The organism is Paraburkholderia antibiotica, assembly GCF_012927125.1.
Classification (GTDB): Bacteria; Pseudomonadota; Gammaproteobacteria; order Burkholderiales; family Burkholderiaceae; genus Paraburkholderia; species Paraburkholderia antibiotica.
On the sequence record NZ_JABBFZ010000004.1, the window covers coordinates 342,817 to 364,653 of the forward strand.

At 64.0% G+C, this 21,837-nt stretch carries 15 protein-coding genes and 2 tRNA genes; 9 read left to right on the forward strand and 8 right to left on the reverse strand.

Annotation, left to right across the window (positions count from 1 at the left end; all coding sequences use genetic code 11):
* Positions 1–74: 74 nt before the first annotated feature.
* The 4 genes from msrB to HHL14_RS10595 all read left to right on the forward strand — a co-directional run bounded on the left by msrB (position 75) and on the right by HHL14_RS10595 (position 2,556).
* Complete coding sequence (msrB, locus tag HHL14_RS10580; protein WP_169497546.1) at positions 75–497, forward strand: peptide-methionine (R)-S-oxide reductase MsrB; 423 nt, start codon at positions 75–77, stop codon at positions 495–497.
* Positions 498–922: 425 nt separating this feature from the next.
* Positions 923–1,453, forward strand: coding sequence for a septation protein A (locus tag HHL14_RS10585; RefSeq protein WP_169497547.1), 531 nt, complete (start codon positions 923–925; stop codon positions 1,451–1,453).
* Position 1,454: 1 nt separating this feature from the next.
* The gene (locus tag HHL14_RS10590) at positions 1,455–1,766 is read left to right on the forward strand and encodes a BolA family protein (RefSeq protein WP_169497548.1); all 312 of its coding nucleotides are present in this window, start codon (positions 1,455–1,457) and stop codon (positions 1,764–1,766) included.
* 10 nt (positions 1,767–1,776) lie between these two features.
* Positions 1,777–2,556 (forward strand): peptidylprolyl isomerase, encoded by a 780-nt coding sequence (locus HHL14_RS10595; protein ID WP_169497549.1) that lies wholly within the window; start codon positions 1,777–1,779, stop codon positions 2,554–2,556.
* Positions 2,557–2,880: 324 nt separating this feature from the next.
* On the opposite strand, the gene purL is transcribed toward HHL14_RS10595, so the two are convergent.
* Entirely contained in the window at positions 2,881–6,963 is a 4,083-nt protein-coding gene (gene purL / locus HHL14_RS10600) for a phosphoribosylformylglycinamidine synthase (protein ID WP_169497550.1), read from the reverse strand.
* Between the two features lie 318 nt (positions 6,964–7,281).
* Here purL and HHL14_RS10605 point away from each other — a divergent pair, with 318 nt between their 5' ends.
* From HHL14_RS10605 to pgi, 3 genes are all read left to right on the forward strand, one after another.
* On the forward strand, positions 7,282–8,577 hold the full coding sequence (locus HHL14_RS10605) for an FAD-dependent oxidoreductase (RefSeq protein WP_169497551.1): 1,296 nt from the start codon (positions 7,282–7,284) through the stop codon (positions 8,575–8,577).
* 318 nt (positions 8,578–8,895) lie between these two features.
* Positions 8,896–10,620, forward strand: a complete 1,725-nt coding sequence (locus HHL14_RS10610) for an NAD(P)H-hydrate dehydratase (RefSeq protein ID WP_169497552.1) — start codon at positions 8,896–8,898, stop codon at positions 10,618–10,620.
* 429 nt (positions 10,621–11,049) lie between these two features.
* On the forward strand, positions 11,050–12,672 hold the full coding sequence (pgi, locus tag HHL14_RS10615; RefSeq protein ID WP_169497553.1) for a glucose-6-phosphate isomerase: 1,623 nt from the start codon (positions 11,050–11,052) through the stop codon (positions 12,670–12,672).
* Positions 12,673–12,828: 156 nt separating this feature from the next.
* On the opposite strand, the gene HHL14_RS10620 is transcribed toward pgi, so the two are convergent.
* A complete protein-coding gene (locus HHL14_RS10620) occupies positions 12,829–13,515 on the reverse strand; it encodes an ABC transporter ATP-binding protein (RefSeq protein WP_169497554.1) in 687 nt (228 codons plus the stop codon).
* Here HHL14_RS10620 and HHL14_RS10625 point away from each other — a divergent pair.
* Both HHL14_RS10625 and HHL14_RS10630 read left to right on the forward strand, forming a co-directional pair.
* Positions 13,514–14,218 (forward strand): arylesterase, encoded by a 705-nt coding sequence (locus HHL14_RS10625; protein WP_169497620.1) that lies wholly within the window; start codon positions 13,514–13,516, stop codon positions 14,216–14,218. The genes HHL14_RS10620 and HHL14_RS10625 overlap by 2 nt on opposite strands.
* Before the next feature lie 116 nt (positions 14,219–14,334).
* Positions 14,335–14,682: a hypothetical protein gene (locus HHL14_RS10630; RefSeq protein WP_169497555.1), complete on the forward strand. Its 348-nt coding sequence runs from the start codon at positions 14,335–14,337 to the stop codon at positions 14,680–14,682.
* Positions 14,683–14,884: 202 nt separating this feature from the next.
* Here the strand turns inward: HHL14_RS10630 and HHL14_RS10635 are convergent, their stop codons facing one another.
* From HHL14_RS10635 to clpX, 6 genes are all read right to left on the reverse strand, one after another.
* The gene (locus tag HHL14_RS10635) at positions 14,885–16,819 is read right to left on the reverse strand and encodes a SurA N-terminal domain-containing protein (protein ID WP_169497556.1); all 1,935 of its coding nucleotides are present in this window, start codon (positions 16,817–16,819) and stop codon (positions 14,885–14,887) included.
* Between the two features lie 86 nt (positions 16,820–16,905).
* Positions 16,906–16,982, reverse strand: a tRNA-Asp gene (locus tag HHL14_RS10640).
* Positions 16,983–17,036: 54 nt separating this feature from the next.
* Positions 17,037–17,112: transfer RNA gene (locus HHL14_RS10645), tRNA-Val, on the reverse strand.
* A 54-nt stretch (positions 17,113–17,166) separates the two neighbouring features.
* A complete protein-coding gene (locus HHL14_RS10650; protein WP_008923411.1) occupies positions 17,167–17,439 on the reverse strand; it encodes an HU family DNA-binding protein in 273 nt (90 codons plus the stop codon).
* Between the two features lie 390 nt (positions 17,440–17,829).
* Positions 17,830–20,250, reverse strand: a complete 2,421-nt coding sequence (gene lon, locus HHL14_RS10655; protein ID WP_169497557.1) for an endopeptidase La — start codon at positions 20,248–20,250, stop codon at positions 17,830–17,832.
* A gap of 200 nt (positions 20,251–20,450) precedes the next feature.
* On the reverse strand, positions 20,451–21,722 hold the full coding sequence (gene clpX / locus HHL14_RS10660; protein WP_169497558.1) for an ATP-dependent Clp protease ATP-binding subunit ClpX: 1,272 nt from the start codon (positions 21,720–21,722) through the stop codon (positions 20,451–20,453).
* Positions 21,723–21,837: the final 115 nt, after the last annotated feature.

Sequence of the window (21,837 nt, forward strand, 5' to 3'; positions counted from 1 at the left end):
GAACGCTCCGGCCGCCCCGCCGCCCGCTACCCCGATATCCAATACCGAGACAAACCCGAGACAGGAACCCGACCATGAACAATCCCGACGATCTCAAGCATGATGCGCCCGTTGTGCAGAAAAGCGATGCCGAATGGCGCGACCAGCTGTCCGACATCGAATATCAGGTGACACGCCACGCGGCCACCGAGCGGCCGTTCACGGGCCGCTACCACGATCACTGGGAACGCGGCATCTACGACTGCGTCTGTTGCGGCACGCCGCTGTTCGAATCGGACACCAAGTTCGACGCCGGTTGCGGCTGGCCGAGCTACTTCCGGCCGATCGACGGCGAGGTGATCGCCGAGAAGACCGACCGCTCGCACGGCATGCTACGCATCGAGGTGCAGTGCAAGAACTGCGGCGCGCATCTGGGTCACGTGTTCGAGGACGGGCCCGCGCCGACCGGTCTTCGTTACTGCATCAATTCGGCTGCGTTACAATTCGAGCCCAAGTAACGCGCGACGCATGCGCGGCGGGCGGGCTCAGGCGGGTTCATGTGCTTCGAGGCTGGCGGCGGGCGGGCTAGCGCGAGTGGCGCGGCGGTGTCCCGCGGTTGGTTGTTCGATCGGCTCTGCGGTCGGTTCTTCGGACTGCTGTCAGGCCAGCCCTGGCAGATTGAAACCGCGTGAAATCGCGGGGCCTGGCTGGGACTTGAGCCGGTCTGGGGCATGTCCAGGGCGTGCCTGGGACGTATTTCGAGCCCTTCCATGTCCGTTCGAACATGGACGAGCGCCGGCCGGCCATGCAGCACACCGCGCGTGGCACCGCCCGCGAACCGCCACGCAGTTTATGCGGACTATCCGCCCACGGCCTTCGCACTTCGTCCGCTAACTAGCGCCCTTCACCGTTCGACACACTCTCCGACTTCCCGGCCAGATAAATGAAATTCCTGTTCGATCTGTTCCCGATCATCCTGTTCTTCGTCGCCTTCAAGATCTGGGGCATTTTCACGGCGACGGCAGTGGCGATCGTCGCAACCCTGGTGCAGATCGCGTGGGTGGCGTTCCGCCACCGCAAGGTCGACCCGATGCTGTGGGTGAGCCTCGGCGTCGTCGTGGTCTTCGGCGGCGCGACGCTCGTGCTGCACAACGACACCTTCATCAAGTGGAAGCCGACCGTGCTGTACTGGGCGTTTTCCGTCGCGCTGATCGTCTCGCAGCTCGGCTTCAACAAGAACCTGATCGAAGCGATGATGGGCAAGCAGATCACGCTGCCGCACGCGATCTGGGGCAAGCTGAACCTGATCTGGGCGGTGTTTTTCGTGCTGCTCGGCGTGCTCAATCTGTTCGTCGCCTACCACTTCACGACCGACCAATGGGTCAATTTCAAGCTGTTCGGCGCGACCGGCTGCCTGCTCGTCTTCATCGTCGGACAGAGCCTGTGGCTGTCGAAGTACATGAAGGAAGAATGAGATGAGCGACGTGTTCATGCATGCCACCACCGCCGAGCGCGCCGCGCTGATCGAGGCGCGCCTTACCGCCGCGCTCGCGCCGGTCGAGTCGATCCGTATCACCGACGACAGCGCGCAGCACGCCGGCCATGCCGGCGCCGCGGCCGGGGGGCATTTCAGCGTCACGATTGTTGCGGTAGCTTTTGCCGGTAAGCCCCGCGTGGCGCGGCATCGCATGGTGTATGATGCGCTGGCTGATGCCATGCAGCGTGGCATCCATGCCCTTGCCATCACGGCGTACACGCCCGAAGAATTTGCTTCGTTGCCCCGCTAGGAACTTTTCGATGACCTTGAAGAAAACCCGCCTCTGGGTATTGCTGGCCGCATTCGCGGCCGCACCTGCATTCGCACAGAACATCGCCGTCGTGAACGGCACGCCGATCCCGAAATCGCGCGCTGATGCGCTGATCGATCAACTGGTTCATCAGGGCCAGCAGAACACGCCGCAGCTGCAGATGGCCGTGCGCGAAGAACTCGTGAATCGCGAAATCCTGATGCAGGAAGCGCTGCGTCGCGGCCTGCCGAACCGTCCGGACATCAAGGCGCAAATCGCGGTCGCCCAACAAACCGTGGTGCTGCGCGCGCTGATCGAAGACTTCGTGAAGAACAACCAGCCGAGCGACGCCGAAGTCACCGCGCGCTACAACGCGCTGATCAAGGATGCGGGCGGCAAGGAATACCACCTGCACCACATCCTCGTCGACAACGAGCAGCAGGCGAAGGACCTGATCGCGAAGATCAAGGCCGGCGCGAGCTTCGAAGATCTGGCCAGGCAGTACTCGAAGGATCCGGGATCGGGCAAGAACGGCGGCGACCTCGATTGGTCGGACCCGAAGGCCTACGTGCCTGAATTCGCCGAGGCGGCCACGCATCTGCAGAAAGGCCAGATGACCGACACGCCGGTGCACACGCAATTCGGCTGGCACATCATCCGCGTCGACGACGTCCGCGCGGTCACGCCGCCGCCGCTCGAACAGGTGCGCGCACAGATCGTGCAGCAGATCCAGCAGGAAAAGCTGCAGGCGTTCGAAGAAGGTCTGCGCAAGAACGCGAAGATTCAGTAAGCGTCGGCGGGCGGGTTGTCTTCGGATCGCTCGCCTGGTTTCGACGAAGTCTGAATGCAAAAAAGCCGCTCTCGAGCGGCTTTTTTGTTTTGTTGTGGCGCGGTTTGGGTTTGTGGTGACAATGCATGTCGCTTCGAGCTCGTGCAGGCTCACCTCAGGCTCATGCTGGGCTCATGCGTCCGCGCGTCCCCGCCGCTGCCAAACCGTGCGTGTCACACGCTCATCTCCACAAGAGCAGAAAAAGTCGCCCAAGGGCGGCTTTTTCTTTCACTACGTGCATCTGCGCAGAGCCACCGCCATCCAGGCCGGCAACGCTCCGTGAGATCAACCCAGCCAGCGACGCGCGTTCTGGAACACGCGCAGCCACGGGCTCGCGTCGGTGACGCCCTCGCCCCAGCCCTGCGGATGCCAGCTCATCTGCACCGCGCGATGCACACGCTCGGTGTGCGGCATCAGCACCGTGAAGCGGCCGTCGGCCGTGGTAACCGACGTGATGCCTTCCGGCGAGCCGTTCGGGTTGAACGGATACTGCTCGGTGGCCTGACCACGGTGATCAACGTAGCGCATCGCGACTGCGACCTTCGACGCATCGCCCTGCTGCGAGAAGTCCGCGAAACCTTCGCCGTGCGCGACCGCGACCGGAATGCGCGAGCCTTCCATGCCGGCGAAGAAGATCGACGGCGAGCTCTGCACTTCGACCAGCGAGAAGCGCGCCTCGAATTTCTCCGACTTGTTGCGGGTGAACTTCGGCCACGCTTCGGCGCCCGGGATCATCGACGCGAGGCTGCTCATCATCTGGCAGCCGTTGCAGATGCCGAGCGCGAACGTGTCGTCACGGCCGAAGAACGCCGCGAACATGTCGGCGAGTTGCGCGTTGAAGCGGATCGTCTTCGCCCAGCCTTCGCCAGCGCCCAGCGTATCGCCGTACGAGAAGCCGCCGCACGCGACCGCGCCGGCGAAATCGGCGAGGTTTGCGCGACCCGACAACAGGTCGCTCATGTGCACGTCGTGCGCGTCGAAGCCGGCGCGATCGAACGCATACGCGGTTTCGAGGTGCGAGTTCACGCCCTGCTCTCGCAGGATCGCGACACGCGGACGCGCGCCCTTACCAATGAACGGCGCGGCGACGTCTTCCGCCGGATCGAAGCTCAGCACCGGCGTGATGCCCGGATCGGCCGCGTCGAGCAGCGTGTCGTGTTCGGCGTCGGCGCAAGCCGGGTTGTCGCGCAGACGCGCGATCCGCCAGCTCACCTCGCTCCACGTGCGATGCAGCTCGGCACGCGGCGCGTCGTAAATCTTCTTCGCGTCGCGATAGATCTCGATCACGTCGCGTTCGTTGACCTTGCCGATCACGTGCGAGCACGCCGACAGCCCCTGCTCGCGCAGCGCGGCGAGCACCGCGTCGCGATCGGCCGCGCGCACCTGCACGACGGCACCCAGTTCTTCGTTGAAGAGCGCGCGCAGCGTGCGGTCTTCGCGACGGCCGCTGGTCTGCTTCGCCCAGTCCTTCGCGTCGCCGAAATCGGATTCGTGGTTCGCGTCGAGCACCAGCATGTCGACGTTCAGCGACACGCCCGCGTGACCCGCGAACGCCATTTCGCAGACCGTCGCCCACAGGCCGCCGTCCGAGCGGTCGTGGTACGCGAGCAGCTTGCCGTCGTTATTGAGCGCCTGGATCGCGTTGAAGAAGCGCTTCAGGTCTTCCGGATCGTCGACGTCCGGCACCGTGTCGCCGACCTGCTGCGTGACCTGCGCGAGGATACTGCCGCCCAGACGATGCTTGCCGCGGCCGAGGTCGATCGCGATCAGCACCGAATCGCCGACATCGCTCACGCGCTGCAGTTGCGGCGTCAGATGGCGGCGCACGTCTTCGACCGGCGCGAACGCCGAGATGATCAGCGACACCGGCGCGACTACTTCCTTCGCGACGCCGCTGTCTTCCCAGCGCGTGCGCATCGACAGCGAATCCTTGCCGACCGGAATGCCGATACCGAGCGCCGGGCACAGTTCCATGCCGATCGCCTTGACGGTGTCGTAGAGCGCCGCGTCTTCGCCCGGCGCGCCGCAGGCGGCCATCCAGTTCGCCGACAGCTTGAGTTTGTCCAGCGACGCGATCGGCGCCGCCGCGATGTTCGTGATCGCCTCGCCGACCGCCATGCGGCCCGAGGCCGGCGCGTTGATGACCGCAAGCGGCGTGCGCTCGGACATCGTCATCGCTTCGCCTCTGAAGCCCGCATAGTCCATCGTCGTGATCGCGACGTCGGCCACCGGCACCTGCCACGGGCCGACCATCTGGTCGCGCGCGGTCGTGCCGCCGACCGAGCGGTCGCCGATCGTGATCAGGAACGACTTGCTCGCGACCGTCGGATGACGCAGCACGCTCTGCGCGACGTCGGCCAGCGCGATACCGGTTACGTCGACCGGCTCCAGCTTGCGTTCGACGCGCTTGACATCGCGATGCATGCGCGGCGGCTTGCCGAGCAGCACTTCCATCGGCATGTCGACCGGTTGATGCGCGTCGCTCGCCTGTTCGACGTCGATCAGCTTCAGCTGACGCTCGGCGGTGGCCGTGCCGATCACCGCGAACGGGCAGCGCTCGCGCTTGCACATCGCCTCGAACGCCGGCAGGTCGGCCGGTGCGATCGCGAGAACATAGCGCTCCTGCGCTTCGTTCGACCAGATTTCGCGCGGCGACAGGCCGCTTTCCTCGAGCTGGATCTTGCGCAACTCGAACACCGCGCCCTTGCCCGCGCCGTCGACCACTTCGGGGAACGCGTTCGACAGACCGCCCGCGCCGACGTCGTGGATACTGAGGATCGGATTCCTGTCGCCGAGCTGCCAGCACGCGTTGATCACTTCCTGCGCGCGACGCTCGATTTCCGGGTTGCCGCGCTGCACCGAGTCGAAGTCGAGTTCGGCGGTGTTGGTGCCGGTCGCCATCGAGCTGGCGGCGCCGCCGCCCATGCCGATGCGCATGCCCGGGCCGCCGATCTGGATCAGCAGCGAACCTTCCGGCAGATCGTGCTTGTGGGTATGCTGGTCCGAGATATTGCCGATGCCGCCCGCGATCATGATCGGCTTGTGATAGCCACGCACGACGCCGCCGACGTTCTGCTCATACGCGCGGAAGTAACCGCCGAGGTTCGGGCGGCCGAATTCGTTGTTGAACGCGGCGCCGCCGAGCGGGCCGTCGATCATGATCTGCAGCGGCGACGCGATGCGGTCCGGGCGGCCGTACGCACCGTGCTGCTCGGACGGGTTGCGCTGTTCGAGCGGCTGCGCGGTATCGCGCGCGTTTTCCCAGCTTTCGACGCTGTCCGGCAGTTCGAGATTCGATACGGTGAAGCCCGCGAGACCCGCCTTCGGACGCGCGCCACGGCCGGTCGCGCCTTCGTCGCGGATTTCGCCGCCCGCGCCGGTCGCGGCGCCCGGGAACGGCGAGATCGCGGTCGGGTGGTTATGCGTTTCAACCTTCATCAGCGTGTGCGTCAGTTCGACGCCGCGCTTGTAGTGCTGGGGCAACGGGTTCGCATCGCCTTGCTCCGGCGTGCGCGGGAACCAGCGCTCGGCCATCCCGCCGACCATGATCGACGAATTGTCCGAATACGCGACGATCGTGCCCTGCGGGTTCAGCTTTTCGGTGTTGCGGATCATGTTGAACAGCGACATGTCCTGCTTCTCGCCGTCGATCGTCCAGTCCGCGTTGAAAATCTTGTGGCGGCAGTGCTCGCTGTTGGCCTGCGCGAACATCATCAGTTCGACGTCGGTCGGATTGCGGCCGAGCTTCGTGAACGCGTCGACCAGATAATCGATTTCGTCGTCGGCGAGCGCGAGGCCGAGTTCCGCGTTGGCGGTTTCGAGCGCGGCGCGGCCGCTCGCGAGCACGTCGACGGTTTGCAGCGGCTTGGCCGGCAGTTCATCGAACAGGTGCATCGCGTGGTCGCGCGACGGCGCGACGCTTTCGGTCATGCGGTCGTGCAGCGCCGCGGCGACGGCCGCGCGTGCTTCGTCGGACAGCGTCTTCTTGCCGCCGAGCAGGCCGCTTTTCAGCGTGACCGTGTACTCGACGCCGCGCTCGATGCGGCGCACCTGGGTGAGGCCGCACAGATGAGCGATGTCGGTTGCCTTGCTGGCCCACGGCGACACGGTGCCGAAGCGCGGCACCACGAGGAAGGTCTCGGCCGCGCCGCGTTCCTTGCCCTCTTCGAACGGATCGCCGTAATGCATCAGCGCGGCGACTTTCGCGCTGTCTTCAGCGGACAGCGGCGTCTGCGCGTTGACGAAGTGCAGATATTGGCCGCGCACGCCGGTGATATTCGGATCGATACGCGTGAGCGTCTCGAGCAGGCGGGTTTGACGGAAATCGGAAAGGGCCGAAGCGCCGGGGAAACACGAGAAGTGGGCCATGGACTTGACGTTGCGTCGCTCAGTGATGCCGAGAAGTCGCGCATGCAGGCGACGTGAGGCGGAAAGGAAGTCCGGGATTATACCCCGGGAACGGGCTTCCAGCGGGCCTCACGCTGCGTGAAACGGCAGCGGCGGACGGCTCGCGAGCCTTGCCGAGCGCAGCTTGCCGCGTGGCCGCGCGGGCGGTTTGGCTGCTATCATTCGCCCTTTCACCAGATCAGATCGGCGCGCGCGGTCCGAGCATCGTAAGGCAGCGCGCCGCATGTCACGTCCAACGGGATTGCGCGCAAGCAGCCCGTCGGCACATCGAATCAGAGCATGGATGTCATCGTCATTGGCGGCGGGATAGCGGGCGTCGCCACCGCTTATCACCTGCGCGCGGCCGGCCACCGGGTTTGCGTCGTCGAGCGTCACGCGACCGTCGCGCAAGGCGCCACCTACGGACAGGGCGGCGCCGTGCTGCCGACCCCGCTCGACGTCTGGTTCGGCCCGACCTTCATGGCGACCCGCCACAACGCCAGAAACGGCGTGATCAGCAAGACCGGCTTTAACGGTGCCGCGCGGCAGTTCGTCAAGCGGCTCGCCGAGTGGCAGGAACCCGAAGCGTTCGCGCGCCAGTACGCGCTGCTGCGGCCGCTGATCGAGTCGTCGCGTGAAGCGATGGCCGACGTCGAGAGCCGCTTCGGCCTCGAATTCGAACAGGCGAGCGGGCTGCTCTACCTCGTGCGCGCCGCGCACGAATGGGAACAGAACGCCACCGCGCTCGATCTGCTGCGCCGGTTCGAGGTGCCGCATCACGTGCTGGGGCCCGCCGAATGCGCGGCCTTCGAGCATGCGGTGCCGACCGAGCCGGAATTCGCCGGCGGCGTGCTGTTCGAGCACGAACGCACCGCCAACTGCCCGCTGTTCGCGAAGCTCATCAAGCAGGTACTCGATACGCAGGGCGACGTGCAGTTCATGCCGGGGCGCGAAGTCACGTCGATCCGCCTCGAAAGCCAGCGCGCCGCGGTCGAACTCGCGCCGCGCGACGGCGCCGCGCGCTCGCGTGAAGTCGACGTGATTCAGGCCGACGCGGTAGTGGTCGCGGCCGGCCACGGCAGCCTCGCGCTGCTCGAACGCGCGGGGCTGTCGTTGCCGCTGCATCCGCTGCGGCTGCATACGCTGGTCGCGCCGATCGCGCACGAGGAATGCGCGCCGCATGTGGCGATCGTCGATGCGGTGAAGCGGATCGGCATCAGCCGCATGAATCATCGGTTGCGGATCGCGGGTGGCGCGGTGCTGCAAAGCGCGAGCCAGATCGACAAACCGCTCGGCGAGGCGCTGACCCGGGAGGCGCTCGCGCTGCTCGGCCAGGCGACGCACGACTGGATTCCGGGCGCCGCGCGCATTTCGGCCGCGCTGCCGTGGGAAGGCGTGAAGCTGCTGTCGCCGGACGGCTTGCCGGTGATCGGCAACGCGCTGCATCCGCGCCTGTTCGTCAACGCTGGTCATGGCCCGGCGGGATGGGGGATGGCTTGCGGCGCGGGTAAGCTGATCGCCGAACTGATCTCGGAACAGACGCCGACGCTGCCGCAGGAAACGCTGGCGGCGCTGCGGCCGGAGCGGTTCCGGTAAGGGCGGTCGGTCTGCGCGCGGTGGCGTCGCGGCTTTTCGGCTGCTTCGCTTGCCGCGTTTTTCCTGTTTTTCCTGTTTTTCTTCCTCGCGCGAGCGCGGCGGACTTTGCGCTCGCTTGTTCTGTGCCTCGTTTTGCACCTTTACCACGCACCTGTGCCGCTCGTCATGCGAAGAGGCGCGGCTTCGCGCCTTCGCCCGATTGACCGTTCGGTCGCTTTCACGACGCAGCACAGCACAGCGCAGCGCACGCCCATCGGCACTAACATAGCGATTCACCAGTCCGCCCGTCTCATCACGGGCGCATCGCCAGGTTTCGCCATGACAGACGCCGACAACTCGCTGCCCACCCTGTTCGATCCGCTCAACACCTCGACGCCGCGCGCGCTGCCGCTGCTCACGCTGACCGATCTACGGATCGCCGAATCGCAAGCCGCCGCGGCGCTTCCCGAACACACCCTGATGGCGCGTGCCGGCCAGGCTGCCGCGCGCTGGCTGCTCGAGCGGATCGCCGCCGATACGTCGGTGATCAAATCGCAGCAGCGTGTGTGGCTGGTCGCCGGCCCCGGCAACAACGGCGGCGACGCGCTGGTCGTCGCGACCGAATTGCACAAGGCCGGCATCGCCGTCGACGTCTGCATGCCGGTCGATGTGAAGCCCGCCGACGCGCGCTGGGCGCTCGACACCGCGCGCGCCGCGGGCGTGCCGATCAGCACGGCACCGCCCGCCTCGCTCGAGGCGTACGGCTGGCTCGTCGACGGCATGTTCGGCATCGGCCTCGCGCGTGAGCTCGACGGCGTGTTCGCGAGCGTCGCCCGGCGCCTGTCGCAACGCACGCAGGCTCGCCCGGCTCAAGGCGTGGTGCTGGCGCTCGACGTGCCGAGCGGCCTCGATAGCGACACCGGCGCGGTGATTGGCGGTCATGGCGCAGCCGCGGTTCGCGCGACGCACACGATCACGTTCCTCGGCGCGAAACCGGGGCTCTTCACCGCGCAGGGCCGCGATCTCGCCGGCCAGGTGACGGTCGCGCCGATCGGGTTGAACAAAGGGGTGAACGGCAATGGCGGCATCGCGAATGATGGCGCCGACAGCGGCACGAACCAAGGTGCTAACCAGGGCACTAATCAGGGCGCCACTCGCCGCGCCGGCAACACCGCTCACACGGCGCTCCAGCTGAACGCGCCCGACCTCTTCGCCCCGTTCATGCCGCCCCGCGACTTCGCGACCAACAAGGGCAGCTTCGGCAGCCTCGCGGTGGTCGGCGGCGACACCGGCATGTGCGGCGCGCCGATCCTCGCGGCGCGCGCGGCGCTGTACACGGGTGCGGGCAAGGTCCACGTCGCGCTGCTCGGCGAAGGCGCGCCACCCTACGACCCGCCGCATCCCGAACTCATGCTGCATCCGATCGATACGCTGCCGCTCGACAGAATGGACGCGCTCGCGATCGGCTGCGGAATGGGACAGCGCGAGCGCGCGACGCGCGTGCTGCATGACGTGCTGGCGCTCGACGTCCCGAAGCTGCTCGACGCCGACGCGCTGAACCTGATCGCGCAGGACCCGGCGCTCGGCGCCGAAGTCACCGCGCGCGGCGTGCAAGGCGATCCGTGCATCCTCACGCCGCATCCGCTCGAAGCCGCGCGTCTCATCGGCAGCGATGCCGCGAGCGTGCAGCGCGACCGGCTGGCCGCCGCGCGTGCGCTCGCCGCGCGCTTTGCGAGCGTCGTCGTGCTGAAAGGCGTCGGCACGATCGTCGCCGCGCCCGACGGCCGCCTCGCGCTGAACCCGACCGGCAACGCCGCGCTCGCGACGGGCGGCACCGGCGACGTGCTCGGCGGCATCATCGGTGCGTTGCTCGCGCAGCATCTGCCGCCCTACGAGGCGGCGCTCGCGGGCGTCTATCTGCACGGTCTCGCCGCCGATACGCTGACCGCGCAGGGCCAGGGTCCGGCGGGTCTGACGGCCGGCGAACTCGCACCGATGGTGCGGACCCTGCTGAACCGGTTGTTCTATGCGCGCCATCCGTCCTATCCGTCGCTGCAAGGGTGAGGCGCTCGCGCGATAGCTAACCGCATCGTGCGTGCGGTGCGTGCCGCGTGTGCCGCGCGCATCGAAGCGCGAGCTTCGAGCACTGCTAGTGCCTGAAGCACTTCAAGCGGCCGCACGCGTTGCCCCCAGCACGGAGTACTAACGCCCTGCTGCATTGCTGCACTGCTGCCCGTCACGCATCCCCGCTATACTGGTTGTCTGCGCCGCGCGTCGGATCGATCGCGGGTGGCGGCGAAGCTCCGGCCCACGCAGGCACCGCGTCGTGAACCATACCGTTCACGTCATTCACGCGGTTTGCGAGGTTCAAGAAGCATCGCCCCTCCCCACCCGAGCCGGCCGCGCGGCATCGCTCTGACTGCATCGCCGCATCATTCTCGGCCGCGCTTCATGCGCGCGCCTTCCTTCCTGCCCCTTGGTTAGACGGACGCTATGACCCAGAACTCGCTCCCCTCCTGGTCCTCGCTGCAGACGCATTACAACGCGATTCGCGATGCGCATCTGCGCGACTGGTTCGCCCCCGAGAACGATCCCGCGCCCACCCGCGCCGAACGCTTCACGTTCGCGGGCGGCGGTCTCGCAGCCGATTTCTCGAAGCACCGCATCACCGACGAAACCCTGCGGCTGCTTGTGCAACTCGCGCGCGAAGCCGGCGTCGAAAAGCGCCGCGACGCGATGTTCGCGGGCGAAGTGGTCAACCCGACCGAAGGTCGCGCGGCACTGCATACCGCGTTGCGCGCCACCGATCCGAACGCGCCGTTCTTCGCCGACGTGCAGGCCGAGCGCAAGAAAATGGCCGGATTCGCCGAGCAGATTCGCAGCGGCGCCTGGACCGGCTACACCGGCAAGCGGATTCGTTATGTGGTGAATATCGGCATCGGCGGCTCGGATCTCGGGCCGAAGATGGTCGTGCATGCGCTGCATCATCTGGCCACGCCGGACATCTCGACGCATTTCGTCTCGAACGTCGACGGTGCCGATCTGTACAACGTGATGCAGCAGATCGATCCCGAGGAAACGCTCGCGATCATCGTGTCGAAGACTTTCACGACGCTCGAAACCATGACCAACGCGCATTCTCTGCGCGACTGGTTCCTGCAGAAAGGCTGCCCCGAAAGCGCGCTCGCGAAGCACTTCGTCGGCGTGTCGGCGAATACCGCCGAAGTGGTCAAGTTCGGCATCGCGAAGGAGAACGTGTTCTCGATGTGGGATTGGGTCGGCGGCCGCTATTCGCTGTGGTCGGCGGTCGGTCTGTCGATCATGATCGCGGTTGGCCCGCAGCAGTTCGACGAACTGCTCGCCGGCGCCAACGAGATGGACCAGCATTTCCGCAGCGCGCCGCTCGAAAAGAACCTGCCGGTGCTGCTCGGCATGATCGGCATCTGGTATCGCAACTTCTTCGGCTCGCAGAGCTATCTGGTCGCGCCGTATTCGCAGGCGCTGCATTTTCTGCCGTCGTATCTGCAGCAGCTCGAAATGGAGAGCAACGGCAAGTCCGCGCGGCTCGACGGCGCGTTCGTCGACTATGCGACGTCCGCGGTCACGTGGGGCGAGCCGGGCACGAACGGTCAGCACGCGTTCTTCCAGATGCTGCACCAGGGCCCGACGATCGTGCCGATCGATTTCATCGCGGTGCTGACGCCCGAGCATCCGCTCGCGAGCCATCATCCGAAGCTGCTCGCGAACTGCTTCGCGCAAAGCGAGGCGCTGATGCTCGGTCGCACGCTCGAAGAAGCGCAGAAAGTGGCCGGTCCCGACAAGCCGGAACTCGCGCCGCATCTGACCTTCCCCGGCAATCGCCCCACCGCGACGCTGCTCGTCGACGCGCTGACCGCGCGCTCGCTCGGCGCGCTGATCGCGCTATACGAGCACAAGGTGCTGGTGCAGGCATCGGTGTGGAACATCAATCCGTTCGATCAATGGGGCGTCGAACTCGGCAAGATTCTCGGCAAGGTGGTCGAGGCCGATCTCGGTGCGCCGGCGGCCGACGTGAAGAGGCACGATTCGTCGACGGCGGCGTTGATCGCGCGGGCGCGGGCGGCGCTGAAGCGCTAAGGCGCTAAGGCGCTGAGGCGCTGGATGGAAGTTTGAAGCGCGTAACGACGCGCAATTAAAAAAAGCGGGCTGCGGCCCGCTTTTTTGCTTCGGCGATCATGTTGTTAAGGCACGCATCGCTACGCACTCGCCTGCGCGCAGCCGCGCTTTGTGCCGTTACGCGAGCCGCCCCGCATCGATCGTCACCGTCGTGTCGCAGCGGCGCGCGAGTTCGATGTCGTGCGTGACGAGCACCAGCGTCGCGCCATGCGCGCGATTCATCTCGAACATCAGATCGATCACCGCGTGGCCGGTGGCGGCATCGAGACTGCCAGTGGGTTCGTCGGCGAACAGGATCGCCGGACGCGTGACAAACGCCCGGGCCAACGCGACGCGCTGCTGCTCGCCGCCGGATAGCAACTTTGGATAATGACCAGTGCGCTGCCCGAGCCCGACCTGTTCGAGCAACTCTCTCGCACGCTGCGCCGCTTCGCGCGTACCGATGCCGCCTTGCAGTTCGAGTGGCAGCGTGACGTTTTCGAGCGCGGTCAGATGCGGCATCAATTGAAACGACTGGAACACGAAGCCAACCGAGCCGCTGCGCAACGCGGCGCGACCGTCTTCGTCCAGCTCGCCGAGCTCGCGGCCGAGCAGCCGAACCGAGCCCGCGCTCGCACTGTCCAATCCCGCGAGCAAGCCGAGCAGCGTAGACTTGCCCGACCCGGATGCACCGACGATCGCCACGCTGCTGCCCGCGTCGATGGCGAGATCGATGTCGTCGAGAATCGTCAGTTCGCCCGTTGCATCCTTAACCCTCTTGCACAAACCCCGCACTTCAATGACTGGATCAGTTCTGTTTGGCATGGTGAAGCGTAGGTTGAACGTGCGCGCCATCGCCCCTCGCGCCGCGGTACTGACCGCGGCATTCGGCGCGACCGTGATGGCCGCCGCGCTGGTTTCGTGGCCCTTGCCGGTTCATGCGGCGAATCCGCCTGAACCCGCGAAGCCGGTGATCGTCGTGCTCGGCGACAGCATCTCCGCCGAATACGGCCTGCCCCGCGATACGGGCTGGGTAGCGTTGATGCGTCAGCGTCTCGCTGAAGAGCGCATCGATTATAGCGTCGCCAATGCGAGCATCAGCGGCGATACGACGAGCGGCGGACGTGCGCGCCTGCCCGCGCTGATGGAGCGATTGAAGCCGCGCATCGTGATCGTCGAGCTCGGCGCCAACGACGCGTTGCGCGGCGTGCCGCTCTCCACGACCGAAGACAACCTGCGCACGATCATCGAACAGGCGCAGCAGGGTCATGCGAAGGTCGTGCTCGTCGGCATGTACGTACCGCCCAATTACGGCCCTGACTATACGCAAAAGTTCCACGGGCTCTATGGGCAGTTGTCGAAGGAATTCCGCCTGCCGCTCGTGCCGTTCCTGCTCGCCGGCATCGCGGATAAACCCGACATGTTCCAGGCCGATCAGATCCATCCGAACCAGCAGGCACAGCCCGTGCTACTCAACAACGTGTGGCCCACTATCAAGCCACTTCTTCGCACAAGTTCGCCGCACTGAAAACCTGCTAACAACTTGTTTCCGGAACTTGGGGAACGCGGATCGCCAGGCTGTTGCGACATCTTCGCAATCCCGTGCCACCCAGCTCATTCTTGAGCGACTTCTGAGGAGATAACGTGAAATATTTACCGTTAATCGCTTTGACTGTAGCCCTCTCGGCTTGCGCCGCCCAACCGCCTGCCGGCGTTCAATCGGTCGGTCAAAGCCAGCAGCCACCGCGTGCCGTCGCCAGCTGCATTGCGCAGAAATGGGCGGACGCCTCGCAACAACAGGTGGTCTCGCAAAACACGCTCGCCAACGATCAGGCGATGGACGTCTACGTGCCGGGCCAGCAGCCGCCTAACGGCGCGGCCGCGGTCGTGCGCCCGTCGTACACCGGCAAGGGTACCTGGGTCGGCTTCCGCGCGGGCACTGGTGGTGCGGGTAACAGCAACGCGACCGGCGCGATCAGCGGCTGTTTGTGAGGTTGCTGCTTGTGAGGTGGCGATGCGAGTGAGGTAACGGTAGTCAGCGGCACAGTATTCAGTATTGCCACTCTCTCTTGCGCTTCCTTGCTTCGTTGTCGTTCGTCTGGTGCAGATGCCAGACGAAAAAAAGCCCCGCGATTGCGGGGCTTTTTTTGACTATCAATCCTGCTTGCTGAACTGCGGCCTGCTGAACTGCGGCTTACTGATCCGCGGTCTGCGCCGCGCTATCGAGCGAGCCGTAGAACTTCACCTTCGAACGCTCGCGCAGCGCCTTCATGTAGGCCTCGACTTGCGACTGCGCATCGACCTGCGCAATCTGCTGCTGCGCCGCGGCGAGATGCTGTTGATCAACCGCTGCAGCCGGCAGGACCTGGTTCACGCGATAGATCGCATAACCGTCGTCGCCGAGATCGACACCCACATACGCCGGCAACTTTTGCGGATCCGCCTTGTAGATTGCACTCAGTGCGGCGGGCGGCACGCCCTGCGTATCGTTACGCGACACCTTCAGCGGCGACGAGAACCCGGCGGTCGTCTTCGACTTCTGGAACTCGGCCAGCTTCGCCACGCCGTCTTTTTGCGCCGCTTCTTTCGATTGCGCGGCGATCACGCGCTGACGCACCGCGTCCTTCACCGCGTCGAATGCCGGCACGGCGGCGGGCTTGTAGTCGGTAACGCGCGCGGCGATCAGCGTGTTGTTGCCGACGTCGATGGCCTGCGTGTTGTTGCGCGCCGTCACGGCGTCGTTCGCGAACACGGCCGCGAGGAACTTCGCGTTGTTCAGCGGGCTGTCGGGCGCGAGCTTCGGATCCGGCTGCGGCGTGACCGTCGTGGTCTGGATCTGCAGCTTGAACTTGTCGGCGGCCGGCTGCAGGCTCTTCGCCTTTTCGTAGACAATCGACGTGAACGCTTCCGAGTTGTCGGTGAACGCCTTGGTGGCGAGCTGCGTCTTCAGATCTCGCGCGATCTGCTCTTTCACTTCGTCGAACGACTTCGTCACCGCCGGCTTCACGTCCGTGACCTTGACGATGTGGAAGCCGAAGTCGCTCTGCACGATGCCGCTGATCTCGTCCTTCTTCAGCGCGAACACCGCGTCGTCGAATGCCTGACCGCCCGCGATCATGCCGCGACCGAAGTAACCGAGGTCGCCGCCCTTCGATGCCGAGCCCGGGTCCTGCGAGTTCTGCTGCGCGATCTGCGCGAACTGATCCGGATGCGCCTTGACCTGGGCGAGCAATTCCTCGGCTTTCTGCTTTGCCTTGGCCTTGTCGGCCGCGCTCGCATCCTTCGGTGCCGCGATCAGGATGTGGCTCGCGCGCACTTCGCCTTCGGTGCGGAAATGCGCGATGTTGTCGTCGTAGAACTTCTTCAGATCGGCGTCGGTCGGCGCAGCCGATGCGGCCAGCGTGGCCGGCGACATCACCAGATACTGGATCGTCGCGGTAGCCGGCGTCGCGAAGTCGTTGCGGTGCGCGTCGAAATAGGCTTGCAATTGCGCATCGGTCGGCTGGATCTGAGCGGCATAGTCGTGCGGATGGAACACGATGCCCTGCACCTCACGCTGCTGTTCGGCAAGCTCGGTCAGATGCTGCGCGAGCGTCTTCGACGTGAACGCGCTGCCCTGGATGCCCGCCGGCAGTTGCTGCATCGCCAGGCTGTAACGCACGCGCTCGTCGTATTGATCGGGCGTCATGCCCTGCATCGCGAGCAGCTGCTTGTAGCGTTCGACATCGATCGAACCGTCGGGATTCTTCAGCGACGAGATCACCGGGTCGGCCAACAGCGAGCGACGCACGGCGGCGTCCGAAGCGGTCAGATGCAGACGTTGCGTTTCGTCGGCCAGCACACGCTGCTCGATCATGCCGTCGAGCATCTGACGACGACGCTCGGGCGTATCGAACGTCTTCATGTCGAACTGCGCGCCGAGCATCTGCCGCGCACGATCGAGCTGCTGACGCATCGCGTCGTCGTACTCGGCACGCGTGATCTTGTGGCCGTTGACACTCGCGACGTTTGCACTTTCGTCAAAGAAGCCGCGGAAACCCTGAATACCCACGAAACCCAACCCCGGCAAAATGACGAGGATGAGCATGAACATCATCAGGCGCTGGTGATTGCGGAAAAAATCGAGCATGCGTGAGGGGTGCCAAAGACAGAACGCCCGATCTTACAACAGCGGGCAATAAAAAAGGCGAACCGGAGTTCGCCTTTCGTGGATACTGGCGGAGTGGACGGGACTCGAACCCGCGACCCCCGGCGTGACAGGCCGGTATTCTAACCGACTGAACTACCACTCCTTATACTGCGCGTTGCTACATTCGCTGCTGAAACACTGTTGCCGAATCTGAAACTGGTGGGTGCTGAGAGGCTCGAACTCCCGACCTACGCCTTGTAAGGGCGCCGCTCTACCAACTGAGCTAAGCACCCGTTTCATGATTCAGTGCTTTTGCCGCTCAACGTGTTTCTCAAGCAGCAAGCCCATTAGTTTAGCGCATCCTTCAGCGCTTTGCCAGGCCTAAATTTAGGAACTTTCGCTGCCTTGATTTTGATGGCGGCGCCGGTGCGTGGATTGCGTCCCGTGCGAGCCGTGCGCTTGCCGACCGCGAACGTACCAAAGCCAACCAGGGTCACCGAACCACCCTTCTTCAACGTGCTCTTGACGCCGGCAATTACGGCGTCGAGTGCGCGACCGGCTGCGGCTTTCGAAATGTCGGCCTGCTGTGCAATGTGATCGATCAATTCTGTTTTATTCATTCCAACCCCCGTGTGTTTGTTCGCAATCTCGATGGTGCTTTCCAGCACCTGACTCCTCGCGGCCGGCCGTCATGCCGGGCCGACTCATTAGAAGTGGCCTGAAACCGAGTGTCAACAAGGGTTGAGCCTGATCGGAGCGGTTTTAGAAGGATGCTTTTATCACCGGATATTGCAACGGAAAGGGAGCCGCCGCGACGATGCCTCATGTGTGTTCTGCTTCGCCTGGAATGTGGGAATATCATCGACGTCATCGACCGAATGGACTTGCGTGATGCATCACGCAACCGTTCAGGCAATAAAAAACCCGCGGCCTTGACCGCGGGTTTTTTGCTTCAGCGAGCAACTACGTTACTGCTGGATGCTTCAGCGCATTTTCATGCGCATCACACTTCAGTGCTTCACGACTTCCGTTGCGGCGTCCTTGCCCGGCTCCGCCGCGACGGGCGCGGACGGCTTCGGTTCTTCTTCCGGCAACGGCTGCGGCACACGTTCGAGCGCGAGTTCGAGCACCTTGTCGATCCAGCGGACCGGCACGATTTCGATCGCGTTCTTCACGTTGTCCGGAATCTCCGTCAGATCCTTGACGTTCTCTTCCGGAATCAGCACGAGCTTGATGCCACCGCGATGCGCCGCGAGCAGCTTCTCCTTCAGGCCGCCGATCGGCAGGACTTCACCACGCAACGTGATTTCGCCCGTCATCGCGACGTCGGCACGCACCGGGATACCGGTCAACACCGACACCAGCGCGGTCGTCATCGCGATACCGGCCGAAGGACCGTCCTTCGGCGTCGCGCCTTCCGGCACGTGAATGTGAATGTCCTGCTTCTCGAACGCTTCGTCCTTGATGCCAAGACGACGCGAACGCGAACGCACGACCGAGCGCGCCGCTTCGACGGATTCCTTCATCACGTCGCCGAGCGAACCCGTGCGGATCACATTGCCCTTGCCCGGCATCACCGCGGCTTCGATAGTCAGCAGATCGCCGCCCACTTCCGTCCACGCGAGACCCGTGACCTGGCCCACCTGATTTTCCTTCGCAGCCAGACCGAAGTCGTACTTGCGCACGCCGAGGAAGGTGTCGAGATTGCTGCCGTCGACCTTCACCGCGCCTTCAGCCTTCTTCAGCAGAAGCATCTTCACGACCTTGCGGCAGATCTTCGACACTTCACGCTCGAGCGAACGCACGCCCGCTTCACGCGTGTAGTAGCGAATGATGTCGCGGATCGCGCTTTCGGTCACTTCGATCTCGCCATCCTTGAGACCGTTGTTCTTCTTCTGCTTCGGCAACAGGTAACGCTGCGCGATACTGACCTTCTCGTCTTCCGTGTAGCCCGACAGACGGATCACTTCCATCCGGTCGAGCAGCGGCGGCGGAATGTTCAGCGAGTTCGACGTCGCCACGAACATCACGTCCGACAGGTCGAAATCGACTTCGACGTAGTGGTCCGCAAACGTATGGTTCTGTTCCGGATCGAGCACTTCCAGCAGCGCTGACGACGGATCGCCGCGGAAATCCTGTCCCATCTTGTCGACTTCGTCGAGCAGGAAGAGCGGATTGCGCACGCCGACCTTGGTCAGGCTCTGCAGGATCTTGCCCGGCATCGAACCGATGTACGTACGACGATGGCCGCGAATCTCGGCTTCGTCACGCACGCCGCCCAACGCCATGCGCACGAACTTGCGGTTCGTCGCACGTGCGATCGACTGGCCGAGCGAGGTCTTACCGACACCCGGGGGCCCAACGAGGCACAGGATCGGCGCTTTGACCTTGTCGACACGTTGCTGGACCGCGAGATACTCGAGAATGCGTTCCTTCACCTTCTCGAGACCGAAGTGGTCCTCGTCGAGCACGCGTTCCGCATTCGACAGGTCGTTGTTGACCTTGCTCTTCTTGCGCCACGGCAAGCCGATCAGCGTGTCGATGTAGTTACGCACGACCGTCGCTTCAGCCGACATCGGCGACATCAGCTTGAGCTTCTTCAACTCGGCGTCGGCCTTCTTCTTCGCTTCCTTCGGCATGCGCGCAGCCGTGATGCGCTTCTCGAGTTCTTCGAGATCCGCACCTTCTTCGCCTTCGCCGAGTTCCTTCTGGATCGCCTTGACCTGCTCGTTCAGGTAGTACTCGCGCTGGCTCTTCTCCATCTGACGCTTCACGCGCCCACGGATACGCTTTTCGACCTGCAGGATGTCGATCTCGGCTTCGAGTTGCGCGAGCAGATGCTCGAGACGCTCGATGACCGGGAACATTTCGAGGATGTGCTGCTTCTGGTCGAGCTTGAGCGGCAGATGCGCGGCGATCGTGTCGGCCAGACGGCCAGCCTCGTCGATACCCGACAGCGACGTCAGGATCTCCGGCGGGATCTTCTTGTTCAGCTTCACATACTGGTCGAACTGCGACACGATCGCGCGACGCAGCGCTTCGGTTTCAGCGCTGTCGGCGTGGTCGGGTTCGAGCGGCATGACTTCGCACGAGAACTGCGTTTCCTGTTCTTCGATGGAAAGCGTCTTCGCGCGTTGCAAGCCTTCGACGAGCACCTTCACGGTACCGTCGGGCAGCTTCAGCATCTGCAGGATGTTGGCGATACACCCTACTTCGTACATGTCCTTTTCGGTCGGCTCATCTTTCGCAGCCGTTTTCTGGGCGACGAGCATGATGTGCTTGCCGCCTTCCATCGCTGCTTCGAGAGCCTTGATCGACTTCGGGCGGCCTACGAAGAGCGGAATCACCATGTGCGGGAAGACGACTACGTCGCGCAGCGGGAGCAGCGGCAGCGTAATGCGTTCCGGCGGAAGGAGTTGGGTTCCTGACATTTCATTTCCCCATGAGTGGAATCAGTTCGTTCGATAGGTAAGGCCAGCAGAAAATATTGCAAGCCTTCGCGTGTGGGAAAAGTTCAATGACTCCGAAGGTTCAGTGACTCCATAGTGAAAACAACCAAACTGATCACACGATAAACGAAAAAGCCGTTCACGTCGCCATGAACGGCCTTTTTTGCAGAATCCGAAGCCGATCAGTTCGAACCCGCGACCTTCGGCGCGTCTTCGTAGATCAGCAGCGGTTTGCCGTCGCCGTCGATGACGTTGTCGTCGATGATGACCTTGCTGACGCCTTTCATTTGCGGCAGGTCATACATCACTTCGAGCAACGCCTGTTCCAGAATCGAGCGCAGGCCCCGCGCACCGGTCTTGCGGCGAATCGCCTTGCGAGCGACAGCCTGCAGCGCGGCCGGACGGATTTCGAGTTCGACACGCTCCATGTTGAAGAGCTTGTGGTACTGCTTGACCAGCGCGTTCTTCGGTTCGACGAGGATCTTCATGAGCGCCGCTTCGTCGAGCTTGCCGAGCGTGGCGACCACCGGCAGACGGCCGATCAGTTCCGGAATCAAACCGAACTTGATCAGGTCTTCCGGCTCCACTTCGCGCAGCACTTCGCCCGCGTCGCGGTCCTGCTTGCTCTTCACGCTCGCGCCGAAGCCGATACCGGTCTTCTCGGTACGATCGACGATAACCTTTTCGAGACCGTCGAAAGCACCGCCGCAGATGAACAGGATGTTGGTCGTGTCGACCTGGATGAAGTCCTGGTTCGGATGCTTACGACCGCCTTGCGGCGGCACCGACGCCATCGTGCCTTCGACCAGCTTCAGCAGCGCCTGCTGCACACCCTCGCCCGACACGTCGCGCGTGATGGACGGGTTGTCGGACTTGCGGCTGATCTTGTCGATTTCGTCGATGTAGACAATGCCGCGCTGGGCCTTGTCGACTTCGTAATTACAATTCTGCAGCAGCTTCTGGATAATGTTCTCGACGTCTTCGCCGACATAGCCGGCTTCCGTCAGCGTGGTTGCATCGGCAATCACGAACGGCACGTTCAGAAGGCGCGCGAGCGTCTGTGCGAGCAGCGTCTTGCCGGAACCGGTCGGGCCGATCAGCAGGATGTTGCTCTTCGACAGCTCGATTTCGTCCTTCTTGTCGAGATGCTTGAGGCGCTTGTAGTGGTTGTAGACCGCGACCGCGAGGATCTTCTTCGCGCGTTCCTGACCGATCACGTACTGGTCGAGAATTTCGCGGATTTCCTGCGGAGTCGGCAGGTCGGACTTGGACAAGCCCGCCTCGATACCCGCGCCTGCAGCTTCGTCGCGGATGATTTCGTTGCACAGGTCGATACATTCATCGCAGATGAACACCGACGGGCCAGCGATCAGTTTCTTGACCTCATGCTGGCTCTTGCCGCAAAACGAGCAATACAACAGCTTTTCGCTGTTAGACCCTTTCTTGTCCGCCATAGATGTGTGAGCCTCCGGACACTGAATTACATGATACGCCGTTTGCCCCCGCCTCGCAGTTTGGGCAAGACGGGGCTAGTGAGCAGGATGACGGCGCTTGCCGCAGACGCCCGGA